General features: G+C 73.1%; 15 protein-coding genes. 10 read left to right on the plus strand and 5 right to left on the minus strand.

The window, feature by feature from the left end; translation table 11 throughout:
- Positions 1 to 9: 9 nt before the first annotated feature.
- Positions 10 to 870, plus strand: a complete 861-nt coding sequence (locus ACFVWW_RS23205) for an SGNH/GDSL hydrolase family protein (protein WP_384188786.1) — start codon at positions 10 to 12, stop codon at positions 868 to 870.
- Entirely contained in the window at positions 867 to 4,484 is a 3,618-nt protein-coding gene (locus tag ACFVWW_RS23210) for a hydantoinase B/oxoprolinase family protein (RefSeq protein ID WP_386878813.1), read from the plus strand. Before ACFVWW_RS23205 ends, ACFVWW_RS23210 begins: the two co-directional genes overlap by 4 nt.
- Here ACFVWW_RS23210 and ACFVWW_RS23215 read toward each other — a convergent pair whose 3' ends face one another.
- Genes ACFVWW_RS23215 through ACFVWW_RS23225 form a run of 3 tightly spaced genes read right to left on the minus strand, consistent with a single transcriptional unit; the run spans position 4,485 to position 6,726 of the window.
- The gene (locus ACFVWW_RS23215; RefSeq protein ID WP_386878814.1) at positions 4,485 to 5,351 is read right to left on the minus strand and encodes a biotin-dependent carboxyltransferase family protein; all 867 of its coding nucleotides are present in this window, start codon (positions 5,349 to 5,351) and stop codon (positions 4,485 to 4,487) included.
- Positions 5,348 to 5,965, minus strand: a complete 618-nt coding sequence (pxpB, locus tag ACFVWW_RS23220; RefSeq protein ID WP_386878815.1) for a 5-oxoprolinase subunit PxpB — start codon at positions 5,963 to 5,965, stop codon at positions 5,348 to 5,350. The genes ACFVWW_RS23215 and pxpB overlap by 4 nt, the downstream gene beginning before the upstream one ends.
- A complete protein-coding gene (locus ACFVWW_RS23225) occupies positions 5,962 to 6,726 on the minus strand; it encodes a LamB/YcsF family protein (protein WP_386878816.1) in 765 nt (254 codons plus the stop codon). Before ACFVWW_RS23225 ends, pxpB begins: the two co-directional genes overlap by 4 nt.
- A 221-nt stretch (positions 6,727 to 6,947) precedes the next feature.
- On the opposite strand from ACFVWW_RS23225, the gene ACFVWW_RS23230 reads away from it, so the two are divergent.
- The 4 genes from ACFVWW_RS23230 to ACFVWW_RS23245 all read left to right on the plus strand — a co-directional run bounded on the left by ACFVWW_RS23230 (position 6,948) and on the right by ACFVWW_RS23245 (position 15,291).
- Positions 6,948 to 7,652, plus strand: a complete 705-nt coding sequence (locus ACFVWW_RS23230; RefSeq protein ID WP_384188751.1) for a GntR family transcriptional regulator — start codon at positions 6,948 to 6,950, stop codon at positions 7,650 to 7,652.
- A gap of 55 nt (positions 7,653 to 7,707) precedes the next feature.
- Positions 7,708 to 9,252, plus strand: a complete 1,545-nt coding sequence (locus ACFVWW_RS23235) for a hypothetical protein (protein WP_386878817.1) — start codon at positions 7,708 to 7,710, stop codon at positions 9,250 to 9,252.
- Between the two features lie 238 nt (positions 9,253 to 9,490).
- Positions 9,491 to 10,429 carry a hypothetical protein gene (locus tag ACFVWW_RS23240; RefSeq protein WP_386878818.1) on the plus strand — a complete coding sequence of 313 codons (939 nt, stop codon included), beginning with the start codon at positions 9,491 to 9,493 and terminating at the stop codon, positions 10,427 to 10,429.
- An 89-nt stretch (positions 10,430 to 10,518) separates the two neighbouring features.
- Positions 10,519 to 15,291 carry a hypothetical protein gene (locus tag ACFVWW_RS23245; RefSeq protein ID WP_386878819.1) on the plus strand — a complete coding sequence of 1,591 codons (4,773 nt, stop codon included), beginning with the start codon at positions 10,519 to 10,521 and terminating at the stop codon, positions 15,289 to 15,291.
- An 86-nt stretch (positions 15,292 to 15,377) separates the two neighbouring features.
- Here ACFVWW_RS23245 and ACFVWW_RS23250 read toward each other — a convergent pair whose 3' ends face one another.
- Positions 15,378 to 15,830 (minus strand): hypothetical protein, encoded by a 453-nt coding sequence (locus ACFVWW_RS23250; RefSeq protein WP_386878820.1) that lies wholly within the window; start codon positions 15,828 to 15,830, stop codon positions 15,378 to 15,380.
- A gap of 412 nt (positions 15,831 to 16,242) precedes the next feature.
- On the opposite strand from ACFVWW_RS23250, the gene ACFVWW_RS23255 reads away from it, so the two are divergent.
- The 4 genes from ACFVWW_RS23255 to ACFVWW_RS23270 are packed head-to-tail and all read left to right on the plus strand — an operon-like array spanning position 16,243 to position 20,394.
- Entirely contained in the window at positions 16,243 to 18,963 is a 2,721-nt protein-coding gene (locus tag ACFVWW_RS23255; protein ID WP_386878821.1) for a nitrate- and nitrite sensing domain-containing protein, read from the plus strand.
- Positions 18,960 to 19,403, plus strand: coding sequence for a roadblock/LC7 domain-containing protein (locus tag ACFVWW_RS23260; RefSeq protein WP_384188761.1), 444 nt, complete (start codon positions 18,960 to 18,962; stop codon positions 19,401 to 19,403). Before ACFVWW_RS23255 ends, ACFVWW_RS23260 begins: the two co-directional genes overlap by 4 nt.
- A 9-nt stretch (positions 19,404 to 19,412) precedes the next feature.
- A complete protein-coding gene (locus tag ACFVWW_RS23265) occupies positions 19,413 to 19,808 on the plus strand; it encodes a DUF742 domain-containing protein (protein WP_386878822.1) in 396 nt (131 codons plus the stop codon).
- Positions 19,789 to 20,394 (plus strand): ATP/GTP-binding protein, encoded by a 606-nt coding sequence (locus ACFVWW_RS23270; RefSeq protein ID WP_384188765.1) that lies wholly within the window; start codon positions 19,789 to 19,791, stop codon positions 20,392 to 20,394. Before ACFVWW_RS23265 ends, ACFVWW_RS23270 begins: the two co-directional genes overlap by 20 nt.
- A 160-nt stretch (positions 20,395 to 20,554) precedes the next feature.
- Here the strand turns inward: ACFVWW_RS23270 and glpK are convergent, their stop codons facing one another.
- The gene (gene glpK / locus ACFVWW_RS23275; protein WP_386878823.1) at positions 20,555 to 22,066 is read right to left on the minus strand and encodes a glycerol kinase GlpK; all 1,512 of its coding nucleotides are present in this window, start codon (positions 22,064 to 22,066) and stop codon (positions 20,555 to 20,557) included.
- Positions 22,067 to 22,112: the final 46 nt, after the last annotated feature.

The raw sequence follows: 22,112 nt of genomic DNA on the forward strand, positions 1-22,112 counted from the left end.
GCCGCCCCGCTGCGGGTCCTGCGGTTCGCCGCGCTCGGTGACTCCCTCACCGCCGGGGTCGGCGATCCCGTGCCCGGCGGATGGCGCGGATGGGCCGCGCTGCTCGGCGGGGGCTCCGCCGAGCCCCAGGCGGGCGTCCTGTTCCACAACTTCGCCATCAGCGGCGCGCTGACCCGGGATGTCGAGGAGCGGCAGGTCCCGGCCGCCCTCGATTTCGAACCCTCTATCGCCTCCGTCCTCGTCGGCGTCAACGACACCCTGCGCCGCGCCTTCGACATCCAGGACCTCGCCCCACGGCTCGACCGGGCCTGCGGCGCCCTCGCCGCGCGCGGCACCGTCCTGCTCACCGCCTGTCTGCCGGACCCCGGCAGCATGCTCGGCCTGCCCGCGCCCCTTGCCCGGCCGCTCGCCCGCCGCCAGCGCGCCGTCAACGCCGTCGTCCACGCCCTGTCGGCGCGGTACGACGCCATCCACCTCCATATGGCGGACGCCTCCTGGGTGGCGGAGCGGTCCCTGTGGAGCGCCGACCGGCTGCACCCCGGGGAGCGCGGCCACCGGATGATCGCCGCGCGCTTCCACGAGCTGCTCACCGCACGGGGACTCACCCTCGGCCCGCCGCCCGCCCTCGAAGCCGACCAGCCCCCGCCCACCCGTACGGCCGCACTGCGCTGGCTCGCCACCTCGGGCACCGGATGGGTCGCACGCCGCTGCAAGGATCTCCTCCCGGAACTGCTGCGGCTGGCGGGCGACGAGGTACGGCACCGGGCGCGCGGCAGCAGCGCCCGGCTCGATCTCCACGCCGATCACACGCTCTCCTGCGCGCTCGCCGCCCTCTCCCCGGGCGCTCCCGTTGCGAGAATGGGGGAATGACCGGGCGCTGGGAATTCTGGATCGACCGGGGCGGCACCTTCACCGATGTGGTGGGCAGGCGCCCCGACGGGGAGCTCGTCACCCGGAAACTGCTCTCGCACCATCCGGAGCGGTACAAGGACGCGGCGGTGGCCGGCATCCGGCTGCTGCTCGGGATCGGGCCGCACGACCCGATCCCGGCCGACCGGATCGATGTCGTCAAGATGGGGACGACGGTTGCCACCAACGCCCTCCTGGAGCGGCGCGGCGAGCCGACCGTCCTGCTCATCACCGAGGGCTTCCGGGACGCCCTGCGCATCGCCTACCAGAACCGGCCCCGGCTGTTCGACCGCCATATCGTGCTGCCCGAGGCGGTGTACGAGCGTGTCATCGAGGTTCCGGAGCGCGTCGACGCGCACGGCGTCACCGTACGGCCGCTCGAACCGGACACCGTCACCGAGCAGCTGCGCGCGGCCCACGGTGACGGCTTCCGCAGCGCCGCCGTCGTACTGATGCACGGCTACCGTCACCCCGCGCACGAGAGCGCCGTCGCCGAGGCGGCCCGCGCCGCCGGCTTTACCCAGGTCAGCTGCTCCCACGAGGTCAGCCCCCTGATCAAACTGGTGCCGCGCGGCGACACCACCGTCGTGGACGCCTATCTGTCACCGATCCTGCGGCGCTATGTCGACGAGGTCGCCGGGGAGCTCCAGGGCATCCGGCTGATGTTCATGCAGTCCAACGGCGGGCTGCGGGAAGCCGCTCACTTCCGCGGCAAGGACGCCGTGCTGTCGGGACCGGCCGGCGGTGTCGTCGGGATGGCCCGTACGTCGCAGCAGGCGGGCTTCACCCGCGTCATCGGCTTCGACATGGGCGGCACCTCCACCGATGTCTCGCACTACGCGGGCGCGTTCGAGCGCGAGCTCGGCACCCAGGTCGCCGGGGTCCGGATGCGCGCCCCCATGATGAACATCCACACCGTCGCGGCGGGCGGCGGCTCCGTCCTGCACTTCGACGGACAGCGCTACCGCGTCGGCCCCGACTCGGCGGGCGCCGAGCCGGGCCCCGCCTGCTACCGGCGCGGCGGCCCGCTCACCGTGACCGACGCCAATGTGATGCTCGGCCGCGTCCAGCCCGCCCACTTCCCCGCGCTGTTCGGGCCCGGCGGCGACCAGCCCCTGGACGCCGAGGTGGTGCGGGAACGGTTCACCGAACTCGCCGAGGAGGTACGGTGGGCAACCGGCGTACGGCGCACCCCGGAGGAGGTCGCGGCCGGTTATCTGGAGATCGCCGTCCTCAACATGGCCAACGCCGTCAAGAAGATCTCCGTACAGCGCGGACACGACATCACCCGCTACGCGCTCACCAGCTTCGGCGGCGCGGGCGGCCAGCACGCCTGCGCGGTCGCCGACTCCCTCGGGGTCGACACCGTGATCGTCCCGCCGCTCGCCGGGGTTCTCTCCGCGTACGGCATCGGACTCGCCGACGCCACCGCCATGCGGGAACAGTCCGTCGAGGCCGAGCTGACCGACGACACCGTGCGCCGGGTGCGCGAGCTGTGCGACTCCCTCGCGGAGCGCACCCGCGCCGAACTGCGCGCCGACTCCGTCCCGGACAGCGCCATCACCACGCACGCGCGCGTGCTCCTGCGCTACGCCGGTACGGACGCGAGCCTGCCGGTCGCCCTGGACACCCGCTCCGCCATGACCGGGGCCTTCGCCGGCGAACACCGAGCCCGCTACGCCTTCACCATGGACAAGCCCCTGGTCGTCGAGGCGGTCTCCGTCGAAGCCGTCGGGACGGCGGGCGCGCACGGCCCGCACACGCCGCGGCGCTCCGGCGGGCCGGGCGGGACGGAGCCGTACGCGACCGTCAGGATGTTCACCGACGGCCGCACGCGGGACACCTCGCTGCACCGCCGCGAGGACCTGCGGCCGTCCGACACCGTGACCGGACCCGCGGTGATCGCCGAGGCCGACGCCACGACCGTCGTCGAACCGGGCTGGCAGGCGGCCGCCGGCGAGCTGGGCCACCTGCTGCTCACGCGCGTACGGCCCCGCCCCTCACGGGTCGCGGTCGGCACGGACGTCGACCCCGTGCTCCTGGAGGTCTTCAACAGCCTCTTCATGGCCATCGCCGAGCAGATGGGCGTGCGGCTGGAGAACACCGCCCACTCCGTCAACATCAAGGAACGGCTCGACTTCTCCTGCGCGCTCTTCGACGCCGAAGGCAATCTGATCGCCAACGCGCCCCATATCCCCGTCCATCTCGGCTCGATGGGTGAATCCATCAAGGAGGTGCTCCGGCGCAACCGGGGCACACTGCGCCCCGGTGATGTGTACGCCATCAACGACCCGTACCACGGCGGCACCCATCTGCCCGACGTGACCGTGGTGACGCCCGTCTTCGACGAGGACGACGAACAGGGCGGGCGGCCGCGCTTCCTGGTGGCCTCGCGCGGCCACCACGCGGAGATCGGCGGCATCACCCCGGGCTCCATGCCCGCCTTCAGCACGACCGTGCACGAGGAGGGCGTGCTTTTCGACAACTGGTTGCTCGTCAGGGACGGCCGGCTCCGCGAGGCCGAGACCCGGGACCTGCTCACCACCGCGCGGTATCCGTCCCGCGACCCGGACACCAACCTCGCCGACCTGCGGGCCCAGATCGCGGCCAACGAGAAGGGCATCGCCGAACTGCGCCGCACGGTCGAGGAGTTCGGCCTCGACGTCGTCCAGGCCTATATGGGGCACGTACGGCGCAACGCCGAGGAGTCCGTACGCCGGATCGTCGCAGGGCTGCACGACGGCTCGTACCGCTACGAGACCGACGGCGGCGCCGTGATCGAGGTCGCGCTGCGGGTCGACCGGGCGGCGCGCGGCGCCGTCCTGGACTTCACCGGCAGCTCACCCCAGCTGCCCGGCAACTTCAACGCGCCCACCTCCGTGGTGATGGCCGCCGTGCTGTACGTCTTCAGGACGCTCGTCGCCGACGACATCCCTCTCAACAGCGGCTGTCTGGAGCCGCTGGAGGTGCGCGTACCGGACGGCTCGATGCTGGCGCCCCGCTACCCGGCGGCGACCGTCGCGGGCAATGTGGAGACCTCCCAGGCCGTCACCGGGGCGCTGTACGCGGCGCTCGGCGCCCAGGCGGAGGGCTCGGGCACCATGAACAACCTGACCTTCGGCAACGCCCGGGTGCAGTACTACGAGACCATCGCGAGCGGCTCGGGCGCAGGGGACGGCTTCGACGGCGCCGACGCCGTACAGACCCATATGACCAACTCCCGGCTCACCGACCCCGAAGTGCTGGAGTGGCGTTACCCGGTACGGGTCGACGCCTTCGCCATCAGGGACGGCAGCGGCGGAACCGGGCGATGGCACGGCGGCGAGGGGGTGGTACGGCGGCTGCGCTTCCTGGAGCCGATGACGGTGACGCTGCTCACCGGCCACCGCACCGTCCCGCCGTACGGCATGGCGGGCGGCGGACCCGGAGCGCTCGGCAGCAACGAGGTGGAGCGCGCGGACGGTACGGTCACGCCGCTGCGGGGCGTCGACTCGGCGGAGGTGGGACCGGACCATGTGCTGGTCATCAGGACGCCGGGCGGGGGCGGCTACGGGGCACCGGACGGCCGCCGCTGATCAGCGCCCGGCCGGCACGAAACGCACCGGCGTGCCCGGCGCCGCCTGCGCCGCCGCCGGGAGGTCCCGCTCCGCGACCACCGCGACCACCGGATAGCCGCCGGTCGTCGGATGGTCGGCGAGAAACACCAGCGGACGGCCGTCCGGCGGCACCTGCACGGCCCCGGTCACCAAGCCCTCGCTGGGCAGTTCGGTGTGTACGGCGCGCTCCAGGGGCGGACCTTCCGTGCGCAGCCCGATGCGGTTGCTCGCGGGCGACACCCGGTAGGCGCGGGTGACCAGCGTCCGCAGCGCCCCGGCGGTGAACCAGTCGTCGCGCGGCCCGAGCCGTACACGCAGGACCAGTTCGGCGGGCGGGGCCTGCGTCGGAGCCCCGTCGACCGGCGCCGCCCGGCCCACCGTACGGCCCAGCGGCAGCACGGCCCCGTCGCGCAGTGGCCCGGGTCCGAGGCCGGACAGCAGATCGGTGGACCGGCTGCCCAGCACCGGTTCCACCGCGATCCCGCCGCCGAACGCCACATAGCCGCGGACCCCGGAGACCGCCGCCCCGACATCGAGCACCGCGCCCGCCGGAACCCGTACCGGGGCGCCCCAGGCCGCCGGACGCCCGTCGACCGTGACCGGGCACGGCGCCCCGGCGACCGCCACGGTGACCGCGCAACGCGGCCGTACCGCGCATCCGCTGAGCGTCGTCTCCAGGGCCGCGGCGCCCTCCGGATTGCCCACCAGCCGGTTGACGAGCCGCAGGGCCGGCAGGTCGAGCGCGCCGGAACGCGGCACTCCCAGGTGGGCGTGCCCGTACCGGCCCAGATCCTGCACCGTGGTCAGCGCACCGGCCCGGATGACCGAGAGAGCCCGGTCCGTCATCGGCCCGCCGCCACGAACCGCACCCGCGTCCCGGGCGCCAGCAGCGCGGCGGGTTCACGGGCCGGATCCCACAGCACGCTGTCCGTCGTCCCGATCAGCTGCCAGCCGCCGGGTGAGGAGCGCGGGTACACCCCGGTGTACGGGCCGGCGAGACCGACGGATCCTGCCGGTACGGCCGTACGGGGCGTGGACCTGCGGGGTACGGCGTACCGCCGGGGGAGCCCGGTGAGGTAGCCGAAGCCGGGCGCGAACCCGCAGAAGGCGACCCGGAATTCCGCCGCCGAGTGGATCCGTACCACCTCCTCGGCCGGCACCCCCCACAGCGCCGCGACCTCCGCCAGATCGGGACCGTCGTAGCGGACCGGCAGCTCGACCGTGTCCGTGGCGCGCGCGTGCGGCGCGGGGGCCGCCCAGCCGTCCAGCCGCGCGGCGAAGCCCGCCGGATCGTCCAGTCCCTCCAGCAGTACGGTGCGGGCCGCGGGCACGATCTCCCGCACCGGCGGCAGGGTGCCGGCGGCGCGGCGGCGCAGCAGTTCTCCATGGAGCGCCGCGGTCTCCTCGCCGTCGGCCAGCTCCACGAGGAGCGCCCGGTCGCCGACGGGCAGCGCCCTCATACGAAGGCCTCCACGCGGACGCCGGCGGCCTCCAGCTGGCTGCGGACGCGGCGGGCGAGATCGACGGCGCCCGGGGTGTCCCCGTGCAGACAGAGCGAGCGGGCGCGGATGCCGACGGACTGCCCGCACCGGGAGGTCACCACCCCGAACCTGGCCATGGAGACGGACCGTTCCACGACGGCCGACGCGTCGGTGATCACAGCGCCTTCCTGCCCGCGCGGCACGAGCGTGCCCTCCGCGGTGTACGCACGGTCGGCGAACGCCTCCGTGACGACCGGCAGTCCGGCCTTCTCCGCCATCTTGTGCAGCGTGGATCCTGGCAGCCCGAGCAGCGGCAGCCGTTCGCCGGTGAGCTTGACGCCCTCGGCCACGGCCTCGGCCTGCGCCGCGTCGTGGACGACACGGTTGTAGAGCGCGCCATGGGGTTTGACATAGGCGACCCGGGCGCCGGCCGCCTTGGCGAACACCGCCAGCGCGCCGATCTGGTAGGCGATCTCGGCGGCGAGTTCGTCCGGCGGCACATCCATCGAGCGGCGGCCGAAGCCCGCCAGATCGCGGTACGAGACCTGGGCGCCGATCCGTACCCCGCGCTCGGCGGCCCACGCGCAGACCCGCCGCATGGTGGCCGCGTCCCCGGCGTGGAAGCCGCAGGCCACATTGGCACTGGTGACGACGGAGAGCAGCTGCTCGTCGTCGGTCAGCCGCCAGCGGCCGAAGCCCTCGCCGAGGTCGGCGTTGAGATCGATGGACGCCCAGGTCATGGAGTCACCTTCCGATCGGATCGGATCAGTTCGCGGCCGCGCGTCTCGGGCAGACCGATCAGCGCGAGTACCGCGAGACCGTAGCGAAGACCAGGGCGCCGCCCACGCCTCAGCTGCCGGGCTGGGACCGTGAGCTGAGAACAACGTAGAGGATCGTTCAACGATCCGACAAGAGTCGTATTGTTCTACGATGGGTCGCCCAGGCCGACGGAGGAGACGCTGTGGGGACGAGCGGGGCCGGACTCGGCGAACTGGCGGACGACCGACCCCTGCTGGGCCGTACGAGTACGGCGGAGCGGGTCGCCGACATCCTGCGCACCCGTATCGCCGAGGGGTACTTCCAGCCGGGGGAACGGCTCTCCGAGGACACCATCGGCAAGGCCCTCGGTGTCTCGCGCAATACGCTGCGCGAGGCGTTCCGGCTGCTCACGCACGAGCGGCTGCTCGTCCATGAGCTCAACCGGGGCGTCTTCGTACGGGTGCTCGCGGTCGAGGACGTCAAGGACATCTACCGCACCCGCCGGCTGATCGAATGCGCCGTCGTCCGGGGGCTCGACGGGCCGCCCTTCGCGGTGAGCGGTCTGGAGGAGGCGGTCTCTGAGGGCGAGCGGGCCGCGATGGAGCGGGTCTGGACGGGTGTCTCGACGGCGAACATCCATTTCCACCGAGAACTGGTCGCCCTGGCCGGCAGCGCGCGCACCGACGAACTGATGCGCGGGGTGCTGGCCGAACTACGGCTCGCCTTTCATGTGGTGGACGATCCGCGCCGGCTGCACGAGCCGTATCTCGTACGGAACCGGCAGCTCCTGGAATCCCTCAAGTCCGGGGACCGGGACGGCACGGAACGCATGCTCGCCGCGTATCTGGACGACTCGCGCGAGCAACTCGTCGAGGTGTACGCGGCGCTCGTCGCGGACAGCGGCTGAAGGCCCTTCTGCGCCGTTTCGGCCGATGTCGGTGTGAGGACATAATCTGTGCAGCGTGACTTCGCCTGCCTCGACGGAATTCGTTCCGCCCCAGCTCAGCGCGGGGCCGCGGCCCGCACAGGGCCCGGCCGCCGACGAAGGGCTGGCGCGGCGGCTGCGCGCGCTCGCCTGCACCGCGCCGCTGCACGACCTGGACACCCGTAAGGCCAATCTCGCGGGGGAGTACTCCATCTACGCGATGGCCGAGGTCGCGCTCTCCGCCATCGATCTGGTCACGCTCAACATGGACTTCGACACCGGCGCCGACCACGAACAGATAGTGGCCAGACTCCTGCCCCGCGTCGCCGCCCAGGCCCCGGGCCGCCCGGTCGCCGAGCATGAGCGCGTCGCCCGCTGGGTGCTGGAGAACCTGATCAACGTCGGCAGTGTGGACCGCGGATTCCGCGCCGTCTACGGCACGTTCGGCACCGACGGCGTGTACACCCGCAGGGACTACGACTTCAAGCTCATCGAAGAGGTGCCGGGGCACGGCGGCAGCGTCTATCTCCGTACGACCGACGAAGCGGTCAACGTGCTCGTCGGCGCGCTCGACACGGACGTCACCAGCGCCCAGATCGCCGCCGAGGTCAAGCTGGAGGTCCTGATCAACCGGGGCAGGCTCGCCGACGCCCAGCTCGCCGCCGAGCAGGCGCGCTACCGCACCGTCCAGTACGCGGAAACGCTCCGCAGGACGCTGGAGGCGACCCGGCGCAACGTACGCGCGGTCGACTGGCTGAGCGCGGTACCGGACATGATCGACGAGGCGCTCGACCATGTCGCCGACCGCTACCGCCACGAGAACGCGATCCTGACGAACATCCGCAAGGCGCGCGACGAGGCCGAGACCGGCGCCGACCCCAAGACGGCCGAGCGCAAGCGGCGCGCGGCGGAACTGGTCGACATCGTCAAGGACTGCATCCGCCGCCACACCCAGCTCCAGTCCCGGCTGCTGGAGGCGGGTCCGCTGTTCCGCGCGGAGCAGGACCGGCAGGCCTTCGCCAGACCCACCGCCCACGCCGGTCTCGACCTGTACGGACAACTGCTCGCCCCGCTGTTGCCGCTCCCCGTCGAGCAGGCGACCCGGGTGACGGACGCGTACTTCGCCCGTGGCACCGGGCTGCGTACGCCCACGTCCGTCCGGGTCGGCGACCTGATCGGCCTGCTGCTGACGCCGCCGGTGGAGCGGGACCACCTGGGCGCGGAGATGCCCGAGCCGGATCTGATCGCGACACCGGACGACAGCCGCTTCAGCGAGGAGCAACTGGCGAGCGCCAAGGAACTGCTCGACCTGGAACACGACGCCCCGCGCCGCCTCTCCGGCCTCCTCGCGGAGGCCCGCCGCCGCGATCCGGAACTGCCCTACCTGGTCGCCCTCCTGGCCATCCACGCGGCCAGCCCTCCGGTGGGCACGGCCTACCGCCAGGGCGAGGGACGCCTGTTGTTCGCGGTCGACGACGGCACCACGCTCGACGACGAGGAGTTCGGCGGAGCGGACCTCATAGTGGGCACCGCGCTCCTGGACGCGGCGGGCATGACGGCGGACCGCGCGGAGGGCCTGTGACACGCGGTGGCGGCCCACCGACGGGAGGGGGCAGGGGGTGCAGGAGGTGCGTGTCCGGACGTAAAGCGTGATGTGTGGCGCTCTACAACCCGCACCCGGCAACGCACCCGCAGGGCGCCGTAAATCATGCAGTCCGGACACGGACCTCCGGAACCCCCGGCCCCCGCACCCCCCGGCCGGACGCCACCCCCGCACCACCGACCCCCCCCACCAGCCCCACCAGCAAGGAGCACCACCCGTGAGTGACCACCACGCCGAGCACACCGCCGCGTGGAGCGACCCCGGCCGCGGCGAGGCGGCCGAGCCCGCCACGCAAGCCACGCCCGGCGTGGCCACCACCGCCGCCGGAGCCACCGCCGTCACCCCCGCGGACGCCGCCGACGCCGCCCGCCTCGTCTCCTTCGGCCTGCAGCCCAAGCTGCTGCCCGCCCGGGACGCCGAGTACACCGAACTGCTCCGCCGCTACCGCGATGACCCCGCCTTCGCGCGCGTCGCCGACGCCATCGCCACCGGATTCGGTCTGGTCGTCCTGGAGGTGTCCCCGCGCGCCGGCATGGCCGTGACCGCGGGTGAGGACTCGGTCTTCGCGGTCCGGATGGGCGACTACGCCCGCCGCGCCTCCACCGACTCCGCCGACCGCTTCCTGCACGGCCTCGCCCATCTGGCCGTCGCGGCCATGGCGTTCCCCCGGCCCGCCGACCTCGCCGACGACGGATACATCGGCCGGATCACGGTCAACGGCGTCGACACGTTCGTACGCCAGGCCTGCCGCAGGCTGGAAGAGCGCGCCGAGGAGCAGGGCGAGAACACCGACCCGTCGACCGACGCCCCCGGCCTCGAAGCCGCCTGGCGGATCTACGCACGGCGCAGCGCCACCGGCGCCACCAAGGACGCCCGCAGGCTCGCCGGCTCCACCACCGGCATCGTCGGCAAGGCCGTCGCCTTCCTCACCGACTCCGGCTTTCTGCAGCGGACCGGCGACGACGCCGGCGGCGCCTACCGCACCACCGCCCGCTTTCAGCTCCAGGTACGGGACCTGGCCGGCCAGGCGGCCATGGCCGAGCTGCTGGAGCTGGGCGTCGTACCGGTCACCGACGGCTCCGCCACCCTGCTTCCGCCGCCCGACGGCGACGACCTGGAGCTGGCCGCCGACGCGGGCCTGCCCTTCCACGCCTGACCCCGCCCGCATCCGCCGCCCCCGCCAGCATTCCCGCCCCCGTTCCCGCCCCGCCTCCACCGCTTTTCACCAGACGAGAGTCCCCCGCCATGTACGAGCTGTCCCGGGTCCGCCTCTACTCCATCGGGCCTGCCGGTGCGCGCTACGCCGACACCGTGCTCGACCTGCGCGGAGTGGGCGCGCCCGTGCCCCACCCCGCCCCCACACAGGCGGAGTTCTTCGAGGAGGAGCCGGTGGGGCCACCGCGCCGCCCGGCCCCCGCGGGCGTGCTCTTCCTGGAGAACGGCGGCGGCAAGTCCGTACTGCTCAAGCTGATCTTCTCGGTGATGCTGCCGGGCCACCGCAACACGCTCGGCGGCGCCAGCTCCGGTGTGCTGCGGAAGTTCCTGCTCGCCGACGACTGCGGCCATGTCGCCCTGGAGTGGCAGCACACGCTCACCGGCGAACTCGTCGTGGTCGGCAAGGCCAGCGAGTGGCGCGGCCGCCAGGTGTCCAACGACCCCAGGAAGTTCGCCGAGGCATGGTACTCCTTCCGGCCCGGCCCCGGGCTCAGCCTGGACTCCCTGCCGGTCGCCGAGGCCACCGCCGTCCGGCCGCCCGTCGAGGGCGTTTCCGGAGCGCGCGGCCGGCGCCGCACCATGAAGGGGTTCCGGGACGCCATCACCGACGCGGGCAAGGTGTATCCGCATCTCGACATCCACTGGGAGGAGATCCACGACCGCTGGAACGAACACCTCGGCGATCTGGGCCTCGATCCCGAACTGTTCCGCTACCAGCGGGAGATGAACGCAGACGAGGGCGAGGCCGCGGGCCTCTTCGCGGTCAAGAAGGACTCCGACTTCACCGATCTGCTGCTGCGCGCCGTCACCGACACCCGGGACACGGACGGACTCGCCGACCTCGTCGGGGGCTTCGGCAACAAACTGGGCCGCCGCGCCGAACTCACCGCGGAGCGCGACTTCACGGCCGGTTCCGCCGATCTGCTCGGCCGGATCGTCGAGGCCGCGGGCGTCCGCTCCCGGGCCCGTGACATCCACGCAGGCGCCGAGCGCCGCGCCCGTACCCTCGTACGCCGCCTCACGGCCCGCGCCACCGAGGAGCGCGGCCGGGCCGCCGATCTCGCCCAGCAGGTCACCGCCGCCGCGCACACCGTCACCGGGGCCGAGCAGGCGCGCGGCCGCGGTGCGCTGATCGCCGCGGAACTGTCCTACCGGCACGCCTCTCTGGCCCTCACCGTCGCCGAGAAGCGCGCCGCCGCCCAGCGCCGCGAGCTGACCGACGCCCGTACGCTGCACTCCGCGTGGCAGGCGGCCGAGGCCGTACTGCGCCATCGCGCCGCCGCCGACCGTTCGGCGCGTGTGGCCGTCGCGATCCGGGAGGCCGAGCGCGACGCCGCGCCCGCCCTGGCCGCGCGGGCCACGGCGGCGGCCGACCTCGTCCGCGCGCTGCACGCCGCCGCCGAGGACGGCGAGACCGTGGCGAACGAGCAGGAGGAGCGCTCCGCCGCCCTCCAGGAGACGGGCGAGGCCGCCCACCGCGACGCGACCTCCGCCGCCACCGAGGCACAGCGCGCCCGCAGCGAGGCCGGGCATCTGCGCCAGCGACTTGCCGAGGTCGGGCAGGAGACGGCCGAGGCGGTACGGGCCGGCTGGCTCGACGACACGGCGCCCGACGCGGACCCGGCCCGCGCCGCGCTCGCCGCGAGCGACGCGGAGAAGTCGGCCGTCGCGGGCTGGGACACCGCGCGCGAGGCCGCGCGTACGGCCGCCGAGCGGGCCAGGGAGAGCGCCTCGGCCGAGTCCCGCGCCGAACTGGCCGCCGCCCGCGCCGCCGACGCGGCGCTGGCCGCGGAACACGCCTACGACGCGGAGCGCCGCGCCGCGGAGTCGATCGCCGAGGACGAGCGGCTCGCCGAGCTGCTGAGCCTGCCCGCGACGGCCGCCGCCCTGGCCGGAGTCCCGGCGCCGCGCAGCGGCACGGCGGCGCGGGAGCGTACGGGCGACGCGTCCGCGGGCCACGACAGCGCGCCGAACGGCTCGGTGCCGCACCCGGCCCGCAGCCGGCCGGGCGGCGCGGCGTCCCGCGCGCCGCGGCGTTCCGCCGACGGGCCGCTGAGCCCCGAGGATCTTGACCGGTACGCCGACGAGCTGCGCGAGCTGCTGGACCAGGGCATCGCCTCCGCCGAACGGCAGCTCTTCGATCTGCGCACCGCCGCCGCGGACGACTCCCGCATCCTCGGCGCGCTCGGGGACGGCGGGCTCCTGCCGCCGGGCCCCGACGTCCTCGCCACCGTCGAGTACCTGGGCGAGCAGGGCATCCCGGCCCTCCCCGGCTGGCGCTATCTGGCCCAGGCCGTCGACCCCGCCGACCACGCCGCCGTCCTGGCCGCCCGGCCCGAGCTGGTCGACGGGGTCGTGATCACCGACCCCGCCTCGCACGCCCGCGCCCGTACGGCTCTGGCCGGCGCCGCCCTGCTGCCGCGCTCCACCGTCGCCGTGGGCACCGCCGCCGCGCTGCTGGCGCCCGTCCCCGGCCCCGGCTCGGAAGACGCCGACGACAGCGGGGTGTTCCTCGTACCGCCGAACCCCGCCATGCACGACGAACACGCCGCCGACGAGGAGCGGCAGGCGCTGCGTACCCGCGCCGCCGCTCGCGACGAGGAGATCCGCGTGCTTGCGGCCCGGCTCGCCGGTGACCGCTCGCTCGCCGCCCGGCTCGGCTCCTGGCGTACGGACTGCCCGCCCGGCATGCTCACGGAGCTCGCGGGGACGGCCAGGACGGCCAGGGACACGGCGGAGACCGCCGCGACGACGCTCGCCGAGGCCCGTACCGTACGGGCGGAGGCGGACGAAGCCGCCGCCGACACCGCCCGCGTCCGCGACGAGCGCCAGGAAGCCGCCCAGCGCGCCCGCCGGGCCGCCGACGCCCTGGCGGGCCTCGCGTTCCGGCTGCGCGAGCGGGCCGGCTGGCAGTCGAAACTCCGCGAACTGGCCGATGACGCGGCCGAGTCCGAGGCCAGGGCCGCCGTCTGCCTGGAGCGGGCCCGCGCCGCGGACGAGGACCGCAGGGCCGCCCAGCGCGCCGGCGACGACGCCCGCCGCACCGCCCGCGCGCTGCGCGCCGAGCGTGCCGAGATCGCCGGCGCGCCGGAAAGCCTCCCGGAGCCCGACGCGGCTGCCCCGCGCGCCGCGCTGCCCACCCTGCGCGAGGCCTACCGCGCCGCCTCCCAGCTGTACGAGAAGGTCGGCGTCGGCGCCGACCTCCGGGCCGAACAGGCCCGCGCGGAGAGCGACGAGAGCGCCGCCCTCGCCGAACTGGACCGGCTCACCAACAAGGTCCGCGGCCGCGCCGCCCAACTCCTCGAATCCACGGACGGCGCCGACGGCCCGTCCCGGCAGGCGGCCGCCGCGCGCGCCGAGTCGCTCGTCCAGATGCTGGAGTCGCGCGCGTCGGCCGCCAGCGAACAGCTGGGCCGGTTCCGCGGCGAGGCGGAGCGGCTCGCGCCCGCCGACGGCGACGCGCACACCGAACTGCCCGAGGAGCTGGTCCCCGCCGACGCCGAGCAGGCGCAGACCCTGCTCCGTACCGCCACCACCGAACTCGCCGTACGCACCGACGCGCTGGAGACCGCGCGCGCCGCGCACGGCGAGCTGCTGTACGCGCACCGCGCCGCGGAGGACGCGGCGGGTGGCTTCGACGAGACGGCCGCCCTCCTGCGCGACCTGCTGCGTGGCGCGGCGTCCGACGACGAGCAGCGGCGCGGCGGGGACGAGGAGACGCCGCAGGCCCCTGAGCCGTATCCGGGCACCCTGGAGGAAGCGCGGAACTCCGCCGCCGAGGCCCGCCGTTCGCTGCGCGGCTGCGCGTCCGAGCTCTCCACGGCGGAAGCCGCCGTACGGGAAGCCTCCGACGTGCTCGTACGGCACGCCAACTCCACCCGCTACGAGCAGGTGCGCACCCCCGCCCGGCAGCAGATCCGTGAACTGCCCGCGTCGGCGCTGCCCGAGCACGCCGCGCAGTGGGCGCTGGCCTTCGCGCCCCGGCTGCGCGTGCTGACGGACGAGCTGGCGCAGCTGGAGCGCAACCGCGACTCCATCGTCGACCGGCTGCGCGGGCTGGTGGAATCCGCGCTGACGACGCTCCGGTCGGCGCAGCGGCTCTCCCGGCTGCCCGAGGGCCTCGGGGAGTGGTCAGGACAGGAGTTCCTGCGGATCCGCTTCGAGGAACCCGACCGGTCGGTGCTCGCCGAGCGGCTCGGTGAGGTGATCGACGAGGCGACCAGCGCGGCCCTGAAGAAGAACTCCGATCTCCGCCGGGACGGCATGTCCCTGCTGCTGCGGGGTGTGCAGGCGGCGCTGCAGCCCAAGGGCGTCGCCGTGGAGATCCTCAAGCCCGATGCCGTACTGCGGGCCGAGCGCGTCCCGGTCGGGCAGATGGGAGATGTCTTCTCCGGTGGCCAGTTGCTCACCGCGGCCATCGCCCTCTACTGCACCATGGCGGCCCTGCGCAGCAACGACCGCGGCCGGGACAAGCACCGCCACGCCGGCACGCTCTTCCTCGACAATCCGATCGGCCGCGCCAACGCCACGTATCTGCTGGAGCTCCAGCGCGCGGTCTCGGACGCCCTGGGCGTCCAGCTCCTCTACACCACGGGTCTCTTCGACACGACGGCGCTGGCGGAGTTTCCCCTCGTCATCCGGCTGCGCAATGACGCCGACCTGCGCGCGGGACTGAAGTACATCAGCGTGGAGGAGCATCTGCGCCCCGGCCTGCCGCAGCAGGACCCCGACGGGGAGCCCGTGCACGGTGAGATCACCGCGACGCGGATGTTCAAGCGGACCCCCGAGTCCGTCGCGGAGTAACGGCGGAGCGGGCGTACCGGAGCGGACGGACCGGAGCCGGATGCGGCGGACCGGAGCGCACCACCGCCTCCGGTCCGCCTCACGCCTTACGCCTCGCTGAGCCTGTTCGTCCCCCGGCGTCGTATCCGCGCTCCATCCTGTCGCGCGCTCCGTCCCGCGCTCCGCGCCGCTCGCCGGGCCCTGCGCCGCTCCCGGCGCAACTGCCGCGCCGTACTGCTGGGAACGGACACCACTCCGTGCCGCTGGTTCCACACCTGGCGCGTCACCCATACGTCCAGCACGCCCCAGGTCGCCCCCACCGTGGACGCCACGCTGCTGAGCACCATGGGAAACGCCAGCCAGGAGCCGGCGAGCGTACTGAGAAACGCAATCATGGCCTGAATCAGCGTCACCGCCGCTATGATCACCGCCCGGACGGCGGCCTTTCTGACCGGATCCGGCATGCGATACCGCACCGCGGGCTCCTCGATCCAGAGCTCCCGGTAACCTCCCGCGAGCCCGCCCGCCGACGCGGCGTCACGCCGCTCATCCGTCTCCATGGACCGTCACTCCCCACCACTGTCCGTCTCAGGGGTGACTGTCCGGTTTCGGTCGCTTCACGCCGGCCAGGGCACCGAACGTGAGAGGCGAACCGCCCGCAGTGCTCCCAACTTCCCCCTGATCCCCGCACACAAGGACGAACAGCCGCGCGGGAAGATTCCCGGGGCATTCCGCGATCGAATGGATCCAGCCATCCGTTTGAACGAGTCGGACACCGTTCCGCCTGGTGGTGTGCGTCACCGTGGCCGAAGTCATCTCGTTGAATACCGGGACAACTCATGATCAAGGCGCCGGGGGGCGGCTGAAAAACATCCGGACGTGCCTTCGAGTTGCCGCTGTCGCAGTAGTAGGCTCGCGCCGTTTGTTGACGGAGTATCTCCGCACCGGGCGGGGATCGAGCTGGGGGAGGCCATGCGCTTTCGCGGGAAATCCATCCGCCGGAAGATCGTGGCACTGCTGCTCGTGCCGCTCCTCTCGCTCACCGCCCTCTGGGGTTTCGCCACCACACTCACCGGCCGTGAAGCCCTCCAGCTCCTCGATGTCAGCCGGGTCGTCACCAAGGTGGGCACCCCCATCAAGGAGATGGTCCACGACCTCCAGAACGAGCGCCGTCAGACGCTCATCTATCTGGCCGACCCCAGGGACACCGGTTCCCTGAGTGAGCTCCGGGACCTGCGTACCGCCACCGACCTGGCCGTGACCCTGGTCACGACGAACGCCGGGTCCGGCGTCCGGGGCCGGCTGGACCCCGCCACGGCCCAGACGCTCACCTCGCTCGTCGAGGCCCTGGACAACCTCAGATCGCTGCGCCGCTCCGTGGACGAGCACGCCGTGACCCGCGCACAGGCGCTGTCCTCCTACAACCGGCTCGTGGATCCCAGCCACAGTTTCCTGGAGACCCTGCACCGGCAGGAGGACCTGGACAACTGGGGCCGCTCGCTGACCGGACTCGCCCGCGCCAACGAGATGTTCTCCCGTGAGGACGCGCTGATCGCGTCCTCGCTGGTCGCGCGCAGGTTCACCACGGACGAGATCCGCGCCGTCTCCGACCTGGTCGCCAACCGCACGCTGCTCTACCAGACCAACCTGTCCGACCTGCCCGCCGCGGACCGCGCGACACTGGAGCAGTACTGGCGCACCCCGGCCGCGCTGTCCCTGCGCAGCACCGAGGACCGCCTCATCGCGGCGGGCGCCGTCAAGGACCCGAAGACGATCGACGCGGTGCGCTGGCAGGAGATGACCGCCCCGGTCCTGGCGGACCTGACGCGCCAGAGCGCTCGCGCCGAGTCGCTCTACCGGCAGCATGTGGACCCCGTCCGCCGCGACGTGTTCCTCCGCGTCGGCGTCGCGGGCGTGCTCGGCTTCGCCGCGCTCCTCGCCTCCATCATCATTTCCGTACGTGTCGGACGCGACCTGATCCGCGACCTGTCCCAGCTGCGCAAGGAGGCCCACGAGGTCTCCGGTGTGCGCCTCCCCAGCGTCATGCGCCGCCTCGCCGCCGGCGAGCAGGTCGACGTGGAGACCGAGGCCCCGCGGCTCGATTACGAGAAGGACGAGGTCGGCCAGGTCGGCCAGGCGCTCAACACACTCCAGCGCGCGGCGGTCGAGGCAGCCGTGAAACAGGCCGACCTGAGGCGCGGGGTCTCCGAGGTGTTCGTCAACCTCGCCCGCCGTAACCAGGTCCTGCTCCACCGTCAGCTGACGCTCCTCGACACCATGGAGCGCCGTACGGAGGACACCGAGGAACTCGCCGACCTCTTCCGTCTCGACCACCTCACCACGCGTATGCGGCGGCACGCCGAGGGCCTGGTGATCCTCTCCGGAGCCGCGCCGTCCCGGCAGTGGCGCAAGCCGGTCCAGCTGATGGACGTCGTACGCGCCGCCGTCGCCGAGGTCGAGGACTACGAGCGCATCGAGGTCCGCAGGCTGCCGCGGATCGGCGTCGGCGGCCCGGCCGTCGCCGACCTCACCCACCTCATCGCCGAACTCCTGGAGAACGCCACGGTGTTCTCGCCCCCGCACACCGCGGTACAGGTGCACGGCGAGCGGGTCGCCAACGGCTTCACCCTGGAGATCCACGACCGCGGTCTCGGCATGGCCCCCGAAATGCTCCTCGACGCCAACCTGCGGCTCGCCGAGACCCCCGAGTTCGAGCTGTCCGACACCGACCGGCTCGGACTGTTCGTGGTCAGCCGGCTCGCCCAGCGGCAGAACGTACGCGTCTCGCTCCAGCCCTCCCCGTACGGCGGGACCACCGCGATCGTCTTCCTGCCGGTCGCGCTGCTCACCGACGCCCCCGAGACCGAGGGCACCGGCTTCCGGCTCGACCGCAAGAGCACCCTGGAGCGCGGCCGCGGCCGCGCCGAGGGCGGCGGCAAGCTGACCGCGCTGGCCCAGGTCCCCGCCGGACTGGGCAGCGGCCCGTCCGCGCTCGACGGCCCGGTCGAGCTCGAACCCCCGGTCGGCGCTCGCGGCAGGCAGAGCGGGCCGGCCCTCGGCGGAGGTGACGGTGTCGCCGACATCGAGGACACGGAGAGCGAGCGCGGAGGAATCTTCCGCGCCCGGGAACACCTGCGCGACGCCGCCCGCGACACCCGGGAGACCGGCCGTACTGCCCGTGACCGGCGCGACGGCCGCGCCGTCCAGGACGCGCGCGGCCGGTACGACCAGCATCAGCAGGCCCCGGACGCCGGGCCGGGCCGTCCCGGTGACCCCGGCAGGCTGCCCCGGCGCAAGCCCCCGACCCTGGTCGCGGACCGCGGCCGGCGGGTGGACGAACAGGGACGTGCCCACCCGGCGTCAGAACCGCCGTCCGACGGGGCGCCCCCCGGCGGAGCGGCCCAGGTGCGGGACCAGCTGCCGCCCGACGTGGCCGAGGCCGCGTTCGGCGGACTGCCCCGCCGCGTCAGGCAGGCCAGTCTCGCCCCCCAGTTGAGGGACGCGGACCAGGTCCCCGCCACTGCCCCGGCGCCCGCCGCGGGCCAGGACACCGAGCGGGACGCGGACGAAGTGCGCAGCCGCATGGCTTCGCTCCAGCGGGGCTGGCAGCGTGGTCGTCGGCAGAACGATGCCGAGGACACCACCGGCCCCGGCGAGACACAAGGAACCACATCGGAGGGGGACGGTCGATGACCGCACCGAACGCCGCAGCACGCAACGTCACCGACCCCAACGGCGCGGGAGAGCTCAACTGGCTCCTGGACGAGCTAGTCGAGCGGGTCGCCAGCATCCGTAAGGCAGTGGTCCTCTCCGGTGACGGCCTCGCCACCGGTACGTCCAAGGACCTCACGCGCGAGGACGGCGAGCACCTCGCTGCCGTCGCCTCCGGATTCCACAGCCTCGCCAAGGGCGTGGGCCGCCACTTCGAGGCGGGCATGGTCCGGCAGACCGTCGTGGAACTCGACGAGGCCTTCCTCTTCGTCACCGCGGCGGGGGACGGCAGCTGTCTGGCCGTGCTCTCCGACGCGGACTCCGACGTCGGCCAGGTCGCCTACGAGATGACGCTCATGGTCAAGCGGGTCGGCGCCCATCTCGGCACGGCGCCACGGACCGGTCTGCCCGCCGGAGGGTGATGGACCGGCATGAGTGACGCAGATCAGGAACAGCAGCACTGGTTCGACGGCGAAGCCGGACCGGTGGTACGCCCGTACGCGATGACGCGCGGCCGCACCAGCAGCGCGACCCGCCACCGGCTCGACCTGATCGCGGTCGTCGTCCCCGAACCGGCGGCCGATGACCCCGGCCGGGACCAGACGCTCTCCCCCGAGCATGTGGAGATCGTCGAACGCTGTTGTGAGACACCGCAGTCGATCGCCGAGCTCGCCGCGGGCCTCGACCTCCCCGTCGGGGTGGTCCGGGTCCTGGTGGGCGATCTCGTCGAGGACGAAATGGTGCACGTAACCCGTCCCGTTCCGCCGGCCGAGCTGCCGGACGTGAACATTCTCCGCGAGGTGATCAATGGTCTTCGGGCGCTCTAGCCACCGGCAGCGTCCGGTCGGTCCGGTAACGCTGAAGATTCTCGTCGCGGGCGGCTTCGGGGTGGGCAAGACCACCCTGGTGGGCGCGGTCAGCGAGATCAAACCGCTCCGTACCGAGGAAGTGCTGAGCGAGGCGGGCCGGCCTGTCGACGACGTCGACGGGGTCGAGGGCAAGACCACCACCACGGTCGCCATGGACTTCGGCCGGATCACGCTCCGCGAGGACCTGGTGCTGTACGTCTTCGGCACCCCGGGCCAGGACCGCTTCTGGTTTCTCTGGGACGAGCTGGCTCAGGGCGCCCTGGGCGCGGTCGTGCTGGCCGACACCCGGCGTCTCGCGGACTCCTTCGCCGCCGTCGACTACTTCGAGCGGCGCGGTATCCCGTTCACGGTCGCCGTCAACTGCTTCGAGGGCGCCGACCGCTTCCCCGGCGAGACCGTGCGCTCGGCGCTCGACCTCGACCCCGAGGTACCGCTGGTGATGTGCGACGCGCGCGAGCGCGAGTCCGTCAAGGAGGTACTGGTGTCGGTCGTCGAGCACGCCATGAACCGCGCGGCGCGCCAACGCGAACACGCGACGACCTGAGCCGGTTCCACCGCCGAACGCACGGAGCACGGCCCGCACCCCCGCGCCGTCGGGGATACGGGCCGTGGATCTCCGTGACCGCCGCGCGGCGGTCACGGAGACGGCTGGGAGCCTGTCGGGTGGCCTCTGATCGGGCGCTCGAAGGTCACCCGACAGGCTCTCAGCGGCCGTCCTCCTCGTGCCAGCCGAAGCTGCGCTCCACCGCCTTGCGCCAGTTGCCGTACTCGCGCTCGCGCACCTCCGCCGCCATCCGCGGCGACCACTCGACATCGCGCTTCCAGTGCGCCTTGAGCTCGTCCAGGTCCGACCAGACCCCGGTCGCGAGCCCCGCCGCGTACGCCGCGCCCAGGCAGGTCGTCTCCGAGACCTTCGGCCGGATCACCGGAACGCCCAGCACATCCGCCTGATGCTGCATCAGCAGATTGTTGGCGGTCATCCCGCCGTCCACCTTGAGCGTGCTGATCCGCACCCCCGAGTCCTGGTACATCGCGTCCACCACCTCGCGCGTCTGCCAGCTGGTCGCCTCCAGCACCGCGCGGGCCAGATGTGCCTTGGTGACATAACCGGTCAGACCGGTGATCACGCCCCGCGCGTCCGAGCGCCAGTACGGGGCGAACAGCCCGGAGAAGGCCGGCACGATGTACGCCCCGCCGTTGTCGTCCACGCTCGCCGCGAGCGTCTCGATCTCGCCGGCGGAGCGGATGAGGCCGAGCTGGTCCCGGAACCACTGCACCAGGGCGCCGGTGATCGCGATCGACCCCTCCAGGCAGTAGACGGGGGCCTCCCCGCCGATTTTGTAGCCGACGGTGGTGATGAGTCCGCTCTTCGACGGCACCGGCCGCTCACCGGTGTTGAGCAGCAGGAAGCTGCCCGTCCCGTACGTGTTCTTGGCGGTCCCCGTGTCGTAACAGGCCTGGCCGAAGATCGCGGCCTGCTGGTCGCCCAGCGCGGAGGCCACCGGCACCCCGGCGAGCCGGCCCACGGCCGTCCCGTACACCTCCGCCGAGGACCTGATCTCCGGCAGCACGGCCTCCGGCACATTCATCGCCGCGAGGATCGAGCGGTCCCACTGAAGGGTCTCCAGGTTCATCAGCATGGTGCGGGACGCGTTGGTCACGTCCGTGACATGCACCCCGCCCTCCGTGCCGCCCGTGAGGTTCCAGATCAGCCAGGAGTCGAGCGTGCCGAAGGCGATCTCACCGCGCTCGGCCCGGCGGCGCAGACCGGGGACGTTGTCCAGCAGCCAGGCCGCCTTGGGCCCGGAGAAGTAGCTGGCGAGCGGCAGCCCCGTGGCGTCACGGAACCGGTCCTGGCCGTCCGTGCCGCCCAGCTCGTGGCAGAGCGCGGAGGTACGGGTGTCCTGCCAGACGATCGCGTTGTGCACCGGCCTGCCGGTCGCCCGGTCCCACAGGACGGTCGTCTCACGCTGGTTGGTGATGCCCAGCGCGCTGAGCTGGTCGGCCCGCAGGCCCGCCTTGGCGAGCGCGCCCGCCACCACGGCCTGGACCTTGGCCCAGATCTCGGTGGCGTCGTGCTCCACCCAGCCCGGCCTGGGGAAGATCTGGCGGTGTTCCCGCTGGTCGACGGCGACGATCGCGCCGTCGTGACCGAAGATGATGCAGCGGCTCGACGTGGTTCCCTGATCGATTGCGGCGACGAACTTGTCTGTCATGACGTCCCCTTGATCGGTCCGGCGATCGGTCTGACGGTCAGTCTGG

The sequence above is a fragment of the Streptomyces sp. NPDC058198 genome, from assembly GCF_042882605.1.
Lineage (GTDB): Bacteria > Actinomycetota > Actinomycetes > Streptomycetales > Streptomycetaceae > Streptomyces.